Origin of the sequence: Parasphingopyxis sp. (assembly GCF_028279465.1) — a bacterium.
Classification (GTDB): Bacteria; Pseudomonadota; Alphaproteobacteria; order Sphingomonadales; family Sphingomonadaceae; genus Parasphingopyxis.
The window spans coordinates 1-14,130 of sequence record NZ_JANQNS010000014.1; the positions used below are offsets into that span (position 1 = coordinate 1).

7 protein-coding genes and 1 pseudogene are annotated in these 14,130 nt (G+C 63.5%); 6 read left to right on the forward strand and 2 right to left on the reverse strand.

The window, feature by feature from the left end; translation table 11 throughout:
• Positions 1-7,137: pseudogene (locus Q0974_RS08090) on the reverse strand (hypothetical protein); the annotation flags it as partial.
• Between the two features lie 265 nt (positions 7,138-7,402).
• On the opposite strand from Q0974_RS08090, the gene astD reads away from it, so the two are divergent.
• The 6 genes from astD (at position 7,403) to Q0974_RS08120 (ending at position 12,821) form a co-directional block, all read left to right on the forward strand.
• Entirely contained in the window at positions 7,403-8,845 is a 1,443-nt protein-coding gene (gene astD, locus Q0974_RS08095) for a succinylglutamate-semialdehyde dehydrogenase (protein ID WP_299326268.1), read from the forward strand.
• Positions 8,846-8,907: 62 nt separating this feature from the next.
• Complete coding sequence (gene cobA, locus Q0974_RS08100) at positions 8,908-9,705, forward strand: uroporphyrinogen-III C-methyltransferase (protein WP_299326270.1); 798 nt, start codon at positions 8,908-8,910, stop codon at positions 9,703-9,705.
• Positions 9,702-9,998, forward strand: a complete 297-nt coding sequence (locus tag Q0974_RS08105) for a DUF2849 domain-containing protein (RefSeq protein ID WP_299326273.1) — start codon at positions 9,702-9,704, stop codon at positions 9,996-9,998. The genes cobA and Q0974_RS08105 overlap by 4 nt, the downstream gene beginning before the upstream one ends.
• Before the next feature lies 1 nt (position 9,999).
• Positions 10,000-11,634: a nitrite/sulfite reductase gene (locus Q0974_RS08110; protein ID WP_299326276.1), complete on the forward strand. Its 1,635-nt coding sequence runs from the start codon at positions 10,000-10,002 to the stop codon at positions 11,632-11,634.
• Positions 11,627-12,052 carry a DUF934 domain-containing protein gene (locus tag Q0974_RS08115; protein ID WP_299326279.1) on the forward strand — a complete coding sequence of 142 codons (426 nt, stop codon included), beginning with the start codon at positions 11,627-11,629 and terminating at the stop codon, positions 12,050-12,052. The genes Q0974_RS08110 and Q0974_RS08115 overlap by 8 nt, the downstream gene beginning before the upstream one ends.
• On the forward strand, positions 12,045-12,821 hold the full coding sequence (locus tag Q0974_RS08120; RefSeq protein WP_299326281.1) for a phosphoadenylyl-sulfate reductase: 777 nt from the start codon (positions 12,045-12,047) through the stop codon (positions 12,819-12,821). Before Q0974_RS08115 ends, Q0974_RS08120 begins: the two co-directional genes overlap by 8 nt.
• 7 nt (positions 12,822-12,828) lie before the next feature.
• On the opposite strand, the gene Q0974_RS08125 is transcribed toward Q0974_RS08120, so the two are convergent.
• Positions 12,829-13,728 (reverse strand): glutathione S-transferase family protein, encoded by a 900-nt coding sequence (locus tag Q0974_RS08125; RefSeq protein ID WP_299326283.1) that lies wholly within the window; start codon positions 13,726-13,728, stop codon positions 12,829-12,831.
• Between the last annotated feature and the right edge of the window lie 402 nt (positions 13,729-14,130).

The following is a 14,130-nucleotide window of genomic DNA, read 5'->3' on the forward strand; positions in this document are numbered from 1 at the left end:
GCTTGCTACCGTCCGGGTGCCGATCGCCACGGCATGAATTTCCGTCGCCGCCGCATCCGAGCCGATCGCTACCGACTGACCTGCCGTCGCTTGTGCGCCCTCCGTGCCTGCATCGCCACCATCAACACCGATCGCCACGGACGAATTGCCCGTCGCTTCAGAGTTCGAGCCCAGCGCCAGCGAGTTAATGCCCGAAGCGACTGCGCCGCGGCCCACCGCCATCGTCCGCACATTGGTCGCTTGCGCGCCATTGCCGATCGCTGTCGAATTACCGCCAGAGGCCGTCGCCGCCCGTCCCACAGCCGCCGTAAACACGCCGCTCGCCTCGGTATCCGCGCCCAGCGCCACCGCGCCTTCTGCTGTCGCCTGCGCGCCGTCGGTGTCGCCGTCGCCGCCATCGCCGCCAATCGCAATGGCGCTGTCCTCGCTCGCAACCGTTTCATTGCCGAGCGCGATTGCGTTGTTCGACTGCGCATCGGCATTTTCGCCGACCGCTACCGAACGGACGCCCTGTGCTGTCGCGAGATGGCCGAGCGCCGTGGCGCGTTCCGCCGAGGCGACCGATTGCCAGCCAAAGGTCGTCGCGCCGGTGCCGGCCGCTTCGCTCTCGCCGCCGACAGCCGTCGTCGAATTGCCATTTGCAAAAGCGCCGGTGCCGCCGTCATCGCCGCCGATGGCGATCGAATCGATGCCACTGGCACGACTGTCATTGCCCATCGCGACCGAGCCGGCGCTCTGCGCGAGAGACGAGTTGCCTACAGCCGTCGCGTCGGCGGCACTGGCATTGGCCGATCCGCCGACCGCCGTCGCGCCGGTTCCGCCGCCCGATGCAAGGGCGCCGACGGCAACCGCATTGGCGGCTGCCGTCGTATTTCTGCCAAAGGCGGCGCCTGCTTCGCCGGTAGCATCCGCATTATGACCAACCGCGGTGCCGCCTTGCGCGAGCGCGGACGCCTGACCGCCGACCACCGTGGTGTTGGCCTGACTGGCCGACGCATCTGCGCCGATCGCCACGGCTTCCGTCCCCGATGCAGCTGCGCCGACAATCGTGTCGGCGTCGGCGCCGTCACCGCCAATCGCTATCGCACCGGCACCTGACGAGTCGGTCAGCCCGCCCAGCGCGATGGCATTTGCGCTCACCGCAGCGGATGTTTCACCGATCGCGATGGCTTGGGACTGATTAGCCAGGGCGTTGCTGCCGACTGAGACTGCGCTGGCCCCGCTTGCCGTGGAGTCGGCGCCCAGCGCCGTCGCGGCGGTGCCGGTGGCGTCAGAATCCGCGCCGAGCGCGGTGGCGTTGGTCTGGTCCGCAAAGGCCGATGCGCCGACCGCTGTCGACTGGGCCCCATCTGCCCTGGCGCCGAAACTGGCACCGAGCGCGCTATTGCCGCCCACGGCAACCGAAGCATCTCCCAGCGCCGTCGCCCGCGCGCCGAGCGCAACCGCGCTGGTCCGGCTTGCCAGTGCGGCATCGCCGAGCGCCGTCGACCGCCCGGCGAGCGCATTCGCATCCTGGCCGATCGATGTCGAGTTGACCGCCGCAATCGCATTCTGGCCGACCGCTGTGCCGCCATCGCCGGTAACGCTCGTGTCAGCGCCGAGCGCCGTGCCGAAATCGAATGCGCCGACCGTGGCGCCGCCACCGAGCGCAATCGTTCCACGATCCGCCGCCGACGCGCCGACGCCGATAGCGATCGCTTCGGACCCGCTGGCCACGGCATCGCCGCCAATTGCAATGCTGCTGGTTGCCGTTGCTTGTGCACCATCAATGTCTGCATCACTGGAATCACCGCCGATCGCAATCGTTCCGGGCTGTGTGGCATCCGATCCCTGACCGATCGAAACCGCGACAATTCCCGCCGCATTTGCCGCCAGACCAACAGCCGTGGAAGAACTACCAGCAGCAGATGCGCTATTCCCGAGTGCCGTCGAGCCAATGCCGGTTGCTGTCGTGATCACACCCAACGCAACCGCGTTATCGGCTGTTGCCTGAGCACCGACACCCACTGCGGTCGAGAAGTCGCCGGTGGCATCTGTTCCGGCGCCCAACCCGGTGCTGAAAGTACCGGAAGCGACGGTATCTGCACCAATGGCGACATTGCCCGCCGAGCTGGCTTGCGCGCCTAGCGTGTCCGCATCATCGCCATCCCCACCAATTGCTACGGTGGCCTCGGCCGTCGCACCGCTTTGTCCGCCGATCGAGATCGCACTCAGCGCATCGGCATTCGCATCCGCGCCGAGCGCGATAGCCGCTATACCGCCAACATCGGCGCTCTGTCCGATCGCAATGCTGTCGGTAAAGTCGGCGGTCACGCCTTGGCCGACCGCAACCGACTGCCCAGCGGAAGCCGTGCTGAATGCGCCTATGGAAGTTGAGTCCACGCCCGAAGCATTGGCGGCGCTGCCCAGTGCCGTTGCCTCACTGGCAGTCGCTCGGCTCCCTTCACCAATAGCAGTAGCCTGTAAAGCAGTTGCTTGGGCATCTTCGCCGATAGCAGTCGACTCTTCTCCGGCTATTGCACCTCTTCCAACGGCAGTGCCGTCAAAAGCTCCCGTCGCAGTTGCGCCTATTCCTATCGCCGTATTGGAGCTGTTGGCTCCTGAAGACGAACCCGATCCACATTCGAGACCCGGACTTTCCTCGCAGGCGGCACCCGCGCCCTGTGGTTGATCGATGGGCGCACCGGCAAGCGCCAGACTACCGTTCAGCGGCGCTGGTGCCGAGGCTCCGGCTGGCGGCGCGGAGGCCGACAGCATGCCGCTATCGTTGACCGTGACATTCCAGACCTCACCGCCTGGGACGAGCGCGCCAAGGCCTGCCAGCGTGTAGGTCGCGCCCAAATTGCCAATGGCGATATTGTTGACGCCATTGCTCGCCGCGCCGAAGCCGATCGCCATCGAGTTGTTGTGCGTCGCCTGCGCCAAGGGGCCCAAGGCCAGCGAAGACGGTGCACTCGCTATCGATAGGCGGCCCACCGCAATCGAACCCGATCCGCTCGCCGTCGAATCCCGGCCCATCGCCACCGATGTCGTGCCGCTCGCCTCCGAGCGTGTACCGATCGCGACCGCATGGATTTGCGTCGCCGTCGCATCCGGGCCGATCGCAACCGCATGGCTCGCCGTCGCCTGTGCGCCCAGAGTATCAGCATCATTGCCGTCGACGCCGATTGCCACAGACGATCTGGCCCTCGCCTCGGTACCCGATCCAAGGGCCAACGAATCTGTTCCCAATGCGCTCGCCGATCGCCCAAGTGCCGCGCTCTGCGGACCGGTTGATCGAGCATCGACACCGATCGCGACGGCATTGTCGGCAGTCGCTCGCGCACCGATCTCTCCGGCATCTTCGCCATCACCACCAATTGCTATCGAGCCAGCGCCAGCCGACAAAACAGCCGTTCCGATTGCAATCGAATCACCACCATTCGCAGTCGTTTCCGACGAGCCAACGCCATCGACAAAAAGGCTAGAGCTGCCAATGGCGATGTTGCCATTTGTTTCCGCAGAGAGATTTTGTGTTGTCGCGGCCGCACCTATCGCGATGGAGCCGTCTCCTTCACTTTCCGCACCATAGCCAATTGCCTGACTGAGAAATCCTCTTGCCTCAGCCGAAAATCCGATCGCAGCGGAGCCTCCGCCAGTTGCACTGCTGAAAGCACCGATCGCCATTCCCGTGTTGCCGGTGGCCTGACTGTTCGCGCCAATTGCAGTCGTATTGATGTCGGACGCCACCGAGTCTGCGCCCAGTGCAGTGGACCTGACTCCTCTTGCCTGTGCGCCGTCCGCATCGCCATCGTCGCCGTCGCTGCCTATGGCGATTGCTCCGGTCTGTGTTGCGTCAGAGAAAGCGCCAAGAGATATGCTTTCTTGTCCAGTCGCATTTGCCGAAGCGCCTATTGCGATGCTTCGGCTGTTTGTCGCTTGGGCTAACGTGCCCACCGCCGTGCTGAAGTCGAAGGCGTTGGTAAAATTTCCGACCGCTGTACTGTTGACACCCGTCGCTTGGGCAAAGTTGCCTAACGACGTGCTGCTGGTGCCGCCCGCCCGAGCGGAGTTACCCACTGCCGTGCTGCCACGTCCGCTTGCAATGGCGCTATCTCCCAACGCTGTACCTCTGTTGCCGGTCGCTTCGGCAAAGGTACCCAACGCGGTAGAGCCATTCGTTCCGGTCGCATTAGTGTTCTTACCGATGGCAGTAGCCCTACTGTCCCCGGTGTTCGACAACGTCCCGCATTCAAGGCCCGGACTCTCTTCACATGCCGCGCCCGCACCCTGCGGCTGATCGACCGGCGCGCCAGCGAGCGCCAAGCCACCAGCTCCTGGGGCCGGTGCCGAAAACGGCGCGGGCGGCGCTGCCGCCGACAGCATGCCGCTATCGTTGACTGTGACATTCCAGACCTCACCGCCCGGTACGAGGGCACCAAGGCCGGCCAGCGTGTAGGTCGCATCAGCATTGCCAATCGCGATGTTGTTGACGCCGTTGCTCGCGGCTTGGAAGCCGATTGCCATCGAGAAATTATGCGTCGCTGACGCCTGATTGCCGATCGCCACCGAGGATGTGCCAAACGCATCCGTGCCGCGGCCAATCGCCACCGCACCGGCCCGGCTCGCCGTCGACTGGTTGCCGATGGCTACCGCATGAATGTTGCTCGCCGTCGAATCCGGACCGATAGCTGTCGAGAAATCACCCGTCGCAGCGGCGCTGCGTCCTAATGCTGAGCTCCTGTTGCCCGTGGCTCGCGAACCCGAACCAATCGCCGTCGCACTGGCTCGATTGGCCAGCGCATTGTTGCCAAGCGCCACGGAATTGCCGGCTGTCGCCTGCGCGCCCTGCCCCAATGCCGTCGAGGACTGTTCGGTGGCGCTCGCATCGGCCCCAAGGGCCACCGCACCTTCGTCGCTAGCTTCGGAATCCGCACCAACTGCAATAGATCTAACGCCCGTCGCTTGTGCGCCGGCAACTCCCGCGTCAGTGCTGTCACCACCTATGGCGATGCTGCCGGCTTGGGTAGCATCTGCGTCATGCCCAACTGCAATCGCGTTAGTGCCTCTAGCGCTGGCAATAGCACCAAGAGCCGTTGCGCCTATTTCGTTCGCAAACGCATCGCGGCCTAGGCTTGTGGCATTCACACCGCTCGCGGTGGAAAGAGAGCCGATTGCAGTCGCATTTGTTTGGTTGGTGTTGGCGCCACGGCCGACGCTTGTCGAATCGCTTCCTAGTGCTTGGGCAGAACTGCCGAGCGCTACGGCCCCTGTGCTGTTAGCAAGAGCAGATCCTCCGATTGCGGTGGTGTTGGTGCTAGTCGCGGTCGCGAACCGACCGAACGCCGATGCGCCGGTCGCGTTGGCGCTCGCGCTCGTGCCGACTGCCGTCGCCAGCGTAGCGGAGCCGGTACTCGATCCGTTACCGCATTCGAGCGTCGTCGTGCCGCCGCTGCCATTGACGCATGCCGCACCAGCGCCCTGCGGCTGATCGATCGGCGCGCCTGCTAATTGCAGGCTGCTGGTCGATGCCGAGAGCGGCGCTGGCGGCGCGGAGGCCGACAGCATGCCGCTGTCGTTGACCGTGACATTCCACACTTCGCCGCCCGGCACGAGTGCGCCGAGGCCGGCCAGCGTATAGGTAGCATTGGCGTTGCCGATCGCGAAATTGTTCGCGCCGGTGCTGGTCGCGCCGAAGCCCAGAGCGACCGAATTGCTGTGCTGCGCGCTCGCATTGCGGCCGATTGCAATCGCGGTCGGCCCGTCGGCATCGGCTCCCGCGCCGACCGCAACCGCGAATATATCGCTGGCCTGCGCATCCGCGCCGACCGCAACCGAATGGCCAGCCGTCGCGCGCGCTCCGCTCATATTACCATCATTGCCATCGCCGCCGATCGCGACCGACGAGTTGCCGAACGCATCCGCATCCGCGCCCATAGCGAGCGCATTGTTGCCCGACGCATCCGAGCTGCGGCCGAATGCCGCGCTACGCTCGCCCGTCGCCCGGGATCCCACGCCGGCGGCAGTCGCACTGCCGCGGCTTGCAACCGCCTGATGGCCGAGCGCCGTGGTGTTTCCGCGCGTGGATTGCGCATCGCGACCCAAGGCTGTCGCATTGGCGCCACTCGCATCCGCGAGCGAGCCGATTGCCGTCGTGTTATTCTGCGTGGCCGTGGCCGCCCGTCCTAGGCTGGTCGAGCCATTGCCGAACGCCTGCGCGGCGGCGCCGACAGCTGTCGCACTGTCCTGCGTCGCGTTTGAGAACCAGCCAAGCGCGGTTGCGCTTGGCCCCGATGCCATGGCCTGTAGACCGAAGGCCGAAGCGTTTACATTTCCTGTCGCTTCGGCTGCCGTGCCCACGGCAGTCGAACTGCTTCCGCTGGCGATGCTGCGCGCCCCGATGGCGACTCCAGCTGGTCCGCTCGCGACCGCATCGGCGCCGATGGCCGTCGCGGAGTTTCCGATTGCCTGTGCGCCGAGCGTATCGCCGTCACTGCTATCACCGCCAATCGCGACATTACCGGGTTGCGTAGCATCGCTGAAAGCGCCGACCGTGATTGATTCCGTTGCGCTCGAATCCGAGCCTCGGCCAATCGCCACCGCATTAGCAGCGGTTGCGTCAGCGTCGTGCCCAAGGGCCGTCGCCCCTGTGCCGCTTGCCGTGGCGGTGGCACCAATCGCCGTACTATCGGTCTGGTTCGCAAAGGAAGAACGACCGACTGCCGTAGAATCCGTGCCGGTCGCCGTTGCGAAGAAGCCGACTGCTACGGCCGCCGGGCCTTGAGCATCGCTGTCGACGCCGATCGCTGTCGATTCTGAAGACGTACCCGTGGACGATCGCGTACCGCATTCAAGCGTATCGGTGCCGTTCCCATCGACACATCCTGCTCCCGCACCCTGCGGCTGATCGATGGGGCCGCTCAGCTCGATCGAGCTGCTCAGCGCGGGGGCTATCGTGCGCGTCGCAACATGATCGACCATTTCATCGCATTCTTCCCGGGCATCGGCCTCGAGGGGCAAATCGCCGGCCTGCGCATTGGCATCGCATTCGAGAACAGTCTCCGCTCGCGCGGCGTCTATCGGGACCAGAGCAGTCGCGCTGAAGGTTGCGGCTATGGCCAACGAGACCACGCCGGGAACGAGACGGAAAATTCGCATGATAAGCCCCCAAAAAACCGCGCGTGAAGCACGATTACGCCGAGCCGGTCCGGGGCTGACTATTTGTTGTCAGCGCGACACCGACTCACATAGCAATGTTGCGCACTGTCAAATCAACCTGACAGGGAGTCAAGCCAAGCGATATTACACTTTTGTTTACCTTGGAGTTTTCGGAGGGTCTTAACGCCGGTTAACCGCGCTTTGCGCGCGCGGCGCTTGACCTTGACGAGCCGCCGTGTTGGAGCATGCCGCAAGGTAGTTGCGCATGACAGACACAATCAGTTCCATCAATCCGGCAACCGGCGACTCGATCTGGGAAGCGCCGGTGGGCGATGCGGATGCGGAAGTGGGCGTAGCGCGAGGCGGCTGGGCGCAATGGGCCGCGCAATCGCACAGTTTCCGGATCGAAACGATGCGCCGCTTCGCCAATATCGTGCGTGGTAAGCTCGACGAATTCGCCGATCTAATATCGCGCGAAACCGGCAAACCTCTGTGGGAAGCGCGCACCGAAGTCGAAGCCGTGGTGAACAAAGTCGATATCTCGGCCGAGGCCTATTTCGAGCGCACGCCATCGCGTAACAAGCAGGGCGAACTCCGCGAACAGAATGCGCTGCGCCACAAGCCGCATGGCGTGCTGGCGGTGCTCGGCCCGTTCAACTTTCCCGCGCATCTGCCTAACGGCCATATCGTGCCGGCGCTGATCGCGGGCAATGCGGTGGTGTTCAAACCGTCGGAGAAGACACCGGCGACCGGCGAATTTCTCGTCAACTGCTATCTGGAGGCCGGGGTTCCGGAGAATGTTATCCGGTTGCTCGTCGGCGGGCCCGAAGAGGGCAAGGCGCTGGCCGCGCATGAGGGCATAGACGGATTGCTCTTTACCGGATCTGCGCGCGCGGGACTCGCCTTGCACAAACAGTTCGGAAAGCGGCCCGATAAAATCCTTGCGCTCGAGCTTGGCGGCAATAATCCGCTGGTCGTATGGGATTCGCCGGACGCGGACGCAGCGGCGGCAATCATTGTCCAGTCGGCCTATATGACGGCCGGGCAGCGCTGCACGGCGGCCCGCCGGCTGATCGTCAAAGACGGCGAACACCAGCCGCTGATCGACGCAATCCGCAAAATTATCGATCGTATCATCGTCGGCCCACCGGATGCAGACCCCGCGCCTTTCATGGGTTGCCTGATCGACAATCGCTCGGCCGAGGCGGTGACCGACGGTTTTCTCGATCTGATGATGAAGGGCGGCAGTCCGATCGCGCATCTGCGCCGGATCGATGACGACAAGCCCTTTCTCACGCCGGGCCTGATCGACGTGACGGCCATCGAGAAGCGCGACGACGAAGAGATTTTCGGCCCGTTGCTGCAGGTCATCCGCGTCCCCGACTTCGCGAGCGCGATGCAGGAAGCCAACAACACCCGGTTCGGCCTGTCCGCCTCACTGCTCAGCGGATCACCCGATCTCTACAACCGCTTCTGGGCGCAAAGCCGCGCGGGCATCGTCAACTGGAACAAGCCGACCAACGGCGCTTCCTCGGCTGCGCCGTTCGGCGGGATCGGTATGTCGGGCAATCATCGACCCAGCGCCTATTATGCTGCGGATTATTGCGCCTATCCCGTCGCATCGGCCGAAGCGCCTTCTGCGCGTGCGGCGATCAAGATCGGCCTCAAGGATCCGGAGATGGAGCGCACGGCATCCGACGAAAGCTGAGCTAAACCCGCGACAAGCAACCATGCTTTGTTTGGCCGCACGGTTTTGACCATGTTGCGGCCATGGAAAGAGCGAGCCAAAACTTTACTGGGAAAGACACCGGGAAGGTCTTGCTGGTCGGCGCGGGCCCCGGCGACCCTGATCTGCTGACCATGCGCGCCTATAACGCGATCCGTACAGCCGATATCGTCGTGCATGACGGATTGGTCGATGCGCGCATCCTGAAGCTCATTCCGGACAAAACCCCGCGCATTTCGGTCGCAAAGAAACGCAGTCGCCACACAGTGCCGCAGCCGGGAATCAATGCCTTGCTGGTCGAGAAAGCCAGCGAAGGGCTGACCGTGCTGCGCCTCAAAGGCGGCGACCCATTCATTTTCGGACGGGGCGGCGAAGAAGCCGAATCCCTCCGCAAGGCCGGGATCGCAGTCGATATCGTCCCCGGCATATCAGCCGCGCTCGGCGCCGCCGCGGAGGCAGTGCTCCCCCTCACCCATCGCGAGGCGTCGAGCGCGGTTACCTTTGTCGCGGGTCAGTGCAAGGGCCTGTCCGATCAGAATTGGTCGGGTCTTGCGGGCACGGGCCGCACGCTCGTCATCTATATGGGCGTGGCGACGGCCGCCGATATTGCCGACAAGCTGATCGCGGACGGCGTGTCGCCGGCCATGCCGGTCGCCATTGTCGAGCGCGCCACGCTGCCCGGTGCCCGCGCGATGCGCAGCCTGCTCGCCGATCTCGGCGGACTGGTCGAGCGCGAAAACATTAAAAGCCCGGCGGTCATCATCGTCGGCGAGGTCGTGGATCGATCGCTGGCCGAAGACCGATTGGTCGCGCTCGCCGAAAATGCGGAGAAGATGGCATGAAGATTCTGACCGGCAACGATCTCAGAACCGGCGATGTCGTGTGGTGGACGGGCTATGACTGGTCTCGCCACGTGTCCGACGCCGCCGAAATGGGCGACAATGCGCCGGACGTCATGGCGCGCGAAGTCGCCAAGCGCGTCGTTAACGACTGTTATCTCGTCGATGCCGAGCGCACCGAGAACGGCATCCTCCCGGTCCATATCAAGGAAAAGGTCCGCGCCACCGGCCCGACCGTCCGCCCCGACCTCAAAATCGCGCCGCCGGACCCGGCCGCCGGAAACTGGGTAATCTGACATGTACAAATATGACACGTACGACCAGGAAATGGTCGATACCCGCGTTGCGGAATTTCGCGATCAGGTCGAGCGCCGCCTTGCCGGCAAGCTGACCGAGGAACAGTTCCGCCCATTGCGCCTGAAAAACGGCCTCTATCAGCAGCTGCACGCCTATATGCTGCGCGTTGCCATTCCTTATGGCACGCTTTCCAGCAAGCAGATGCGCATGCTCGCCGAAATCGCGCGCAAATATGATCGCGATTACGGCCATTTCACGACCCGGCAGAATATCCAGTATAACTGGATCAAGCTTGAAGACATGCCCGACCTGCTCGCCGATCTCGCTTCGGTCGAGATGCACGCGATCCAGACCAGCGGCAACTGCATCCGCAATATCAGTTCGGACCAGTTCGCCGGCGCCGCGGCGGACGAGGTGGCCGATCCGCGCCCCTATGCCGAACTGTTGCGCCAATGGTCGAGCTTCCACCCGGAATTCAGCCACTTGCCCCGCAAGTTCAAGATCGCCGTGATCGCGTCCGACGAAGATCGCGCCGCCATGCGCCTCCACGATATCGGTATCCAGATCGTGAAGAACGATGCTGGCGAGATCGGTGCGCGCTACTATGCAGGCGGCGGTATGGGCCGGACACCGATGATCGCGCCGCTGATCCGCGATTTCGTGCCGGCCGAAGAGCTGGTGAGTTACGCCGAAGCCATCATGCGCGTCTACAACCGCTACGGACGGCGCGATAATAAGTACAAGGCACGGATCAAGATACTCGTTCACGAGATGGGCGCGGAGCAGTTTATCGAGGAAGTCGACGCCGAGTTCGAGCATCTCCAGGGCCAGAATATCGATGCACCGGCCGCCGAGCTCGAACGCATCATCGGCTATTTCGAGGACCCAGCCTATGAGACCGGGCTCAGCGACGAGATCGACCGCTCCGACCCCGATTTCGCGGTCTGGCTCGATCAGAATGTCCATGCCCACAAGCAGCCCGGCTATGCGATCGCGACGATCAGCCTGAAGCCGGTCGGCGGCATTCCGGGCGATGCCAGTTCGGCGCAGATGGACGTGATGGCGGACCTGATGGAGCAATATAGCTTCGACGAGTGCCGCGTGACGCATGCGCAGAACATCGTGCTCCCGCATATCCGCAAGCAGGATCTCTATGCGGTCTGGCAGAAGCTCGTCGACGCCGACCTCGCCAGCCCCAATCTCGATCTCATCAGCGACATCATCGCATGCCCGGGCCTCGATTATTGCAGCCTCGCCAATGCGCGCTCGATTCCGGTCGCGCAGAAGATCGCAAAACGCTTTGCCGATATCGACCGGCAGAAGGAGCTGGGCGAGCTCAAGCTCAAAATATCGGGCTGCATCAACGCCTGCGGTCATCACCATGCCGGCCATATCGGCATTCTCGGTGTCGACCGGAAAGGTGTGGAGAATTATCAGCTACTGCTCGGCGGGTCGGGCGCAGAAGATGTGAGCCTCGCCAAGATCACGGGCCCCGGCTTCGACGAGGACGGCATCGTCGACGCGGTAGAAAAGGTCACGGACGTCTATGTCGCGGAGCGCGAGGACGGCGAACGCTTCGTCGATACCTATCGCCGCCTCGGCATGGAACCGTTCAAGGAGGCGCTTTATGGCTGATGTGCTGAGCTTCCGTGACGACGAGCCGCTCGAGGAACCGGCGGTGACGCTCGATGCCTTTCTCGATCAGTCGAACGCGACGGCAGTGCGCCTCGAAGATGGCGAAGATGCGCGCCAGCTCCTCCCCTATCTTGATCGGCTCGCGCTGATCGAAATCGGCTTTTCGACCTTCGGCGACGGACGCGGCTATTCGGCCGCCCGCATTCTGCGCGAACACGGTTACACCGGCGAATTGCGCGCCCAAGGCGATGTGCTGGTGGATCAGCTCGATTTTCTGCGTCGCTGCGGCTTCGACAGTTTTGCGCCCGAAACGCCGCTCGATCCCGCGGATACGGAGATCGCGCTGACCCGCTGGAAGCATGTGTATCAGGAGGCGGCCGATGACAGACACCCCATCTGGAGCAAGCGACATGGCTAGCTCGGCCGCCCGGAAACTGGACGTGATCGATGCCCGGCCGGCTTACACGCAGGCCGATGCCGATGCGCTGAACACGCGCTTCGAGGGTGTGGACGCGCAGACCATGCTGCGTGCGCTATTCGCCGAAGACGAGCTGGGCGAGATCGCCGTCGTATCCTCGTTCGGCACGGAAAGCGCGGTACTGTTGCATCTCGTCGCCAAAGCAGATCCGGCGATTCCGGTCATCTTCGTCGACACGCTGAAGATGTTTCCCGAAACGCTCGACTATCGGGACACGTTGATCGAAGCGTTCGGCATCAAGAATGCGTCGATCGTGACACCCGCTCCCGAAACGCTCACCGAGAAGGACGAAAATGGCCTGCGCTGGTCTTTCGATCCCGATGGCTGTTGCGCGATCCGCAAAGTTGAGCCCCTGGCCCGCGCGAAGCACGGCCTCGATGCCTGGATTTCGGGGCGCAAGGCGTTCCAGTCGGTCACGCGCGAAAATATCGCGCGCTTCGAAGTCGAGGACGGCCGGCTCAAGCTCAATCCGCTCGGCGACTGGGTAAAGGCCGATCTCGACGCCTATTTCGAGGAACACAACCTTCCGCGTCACCCGCTCGAAGCCGAAGGCTATCTCTCGGTCGGCTGCGCGCCGTGCACGAGCAAGGTGCTCCCCGGCGAAGATCCGCGCGCAGGCCGCTGGCGTGGCTGGGACAAGACGGAATGCGGTATCCACACGCCAATCGACGGCGCGGACGACGACGAGGCGAACCAGCCGGTTTTCTAGAACGCCCCTAAACGGGTTTTACGATCTGCCCGAGGCGCGGGAAGTGGACATGGACTTCGCCGGTCCGCTCATGCTCGCGCGATAGCACGATCCGGCTGTCGTCGAGACCCTCCAGCGCGCCTTCCGGGGCTGCGGGATCGGGCGATTCTGTCGTCACGGAAACCATTTGACCGGCCGAGAAGCCGCTATCCTCCGCAACTGACCATCCGCCCACGGGATCGCTCTCGCCCGCATGTTCGATGGCTTGTTCGGCCGACCAGGCTTCGCGATTGCCATCGCCGAGTGCAGCCACCCGATCAAGCCAGTTTGCCACATTCGATCCGAAATCACCGGGCTGCACGCCCGCAAACTCGACGAATTTCATGTTCACATAGAGCGCGAAATCGGCATGGCCGGGATGGTCGCCGCCGATAAAGGCGCGGCCATCGGCGAGGGCGTCTTTGACAAGCTGCGCGCCACCGCGGAACTGGCTCTGCAGATGCGGCACCATCGGCAGGAAGGTCTCGCGCTGCATGCCGAAGCGGCGGCCGCGATCCTCCCAGAACGCATCCGGCAAGGCGTCAGGGTTGGTCCCTAGCGCGACACCGACGGCGGGCATGAACCAGCTGTTCGCCGACCAGAGCGCGATCATCTTCGCCGCCACCCCGAACGGTGCGGGATAGAGGCTCGGTTCGGGCATATGATCTTCGAGCGCGGCCGTGATGATGGCCGTATCGCAATAGATATCGGCACCGATCTGCAGGACGGGAATGCGCTCATAGCCGCCGGTCAGCACGCTGAGATCGGGCTTCGGCACGACCACCGGTGCCTCGACAGACTTCCACGCGAGACGTTTGTGCGCGAGGCACAGCCGGATGATCTGGCCGAACGGCGAATTGTCATAATGGTGGAGGATGATTTCGGGCATGGCGCGACCGTACTCCTGCGCAGGCAAGAGTCCAGTCCAACGGTCGGGACTGGGCTCCGGCTTTCGACGGAGCACGCAGTTACCGTTAGTGCAGTCGTCATTCCAGCGAAGACTGGAAACTATCCCAGACCTCAGTCTTGCGATTTCCAATCTGGAATAGACCCCGGCCTTCGCTGGGTGGCGACCGGCACCTAACCCAGCGTCTTCCTCAGCAGCTCATTCACCACCTGTGAGTTTCTCTCGCCTGCGTTACCCGCCAAATCGTTCGCTCCGGCAGCATTCGAGCAATTTGCCGAACGAAACGGTCCACAATTGCTTTTTGCGTTGCAATTCAGGCAAATCCGGGCATATCAGCTTTCTGGCTGAGAGCGGATGGCTGCTTGGTTTCTGCACTACCGGCCG

Excerpts from the sequence above, each read along its gene's own strand:
- astD (WP_299326268.1), top strand. The coding sequence starts at position 7,403 with ATGACAGACACAATCAGTTCCATCAATCCGGCAACCGGCGACTCGATC.
- cobA (WP_299326270.1), top strand. The coding sequence starts at position 8,908 with ATGGAAAGAGCGAGCCAAAACTTTACTGGGAAAGACACCGGGAAGGTC.
- Q0974_RS08105 (WP_299326273.1), top strand. The coding sequence starts at position 9,702 with ATGAAGATTCTGACCGGCAACGATCTCAGAACCGGCGATGTCGTGTGG.
- Q0974_RS08110 (WP_299326276.1), top strand. The coding sequence starts at position 10,000 with ATGTACAAATATGACACGTACGACCAGGAAATGGTCGATACCCGCGTT.
- Q0974_RS08115 (WP_299326279.1), top strand. The coding sequence starts at position 11,627 with ATGGCTGATGTGCTGAGCTTCCGTGACGACGAGCCGCTCGAGGAACCG.
- Q0974_RS08120 (WP_299326281.1), top strand. The coding sequence starts at position 12,045 with ATGGCTAGCTCGGCCGCCCGGAAACTGGACGTGATCGATGCCCGGCCG.
- Q0974_RS08125 (WP_299326283.1), bottom strand. The coding sequence starts at position 13,728 with ATGCCCGAAATCATCCTCCACCATTATGACAATTCGCCGTTCGGCCAG.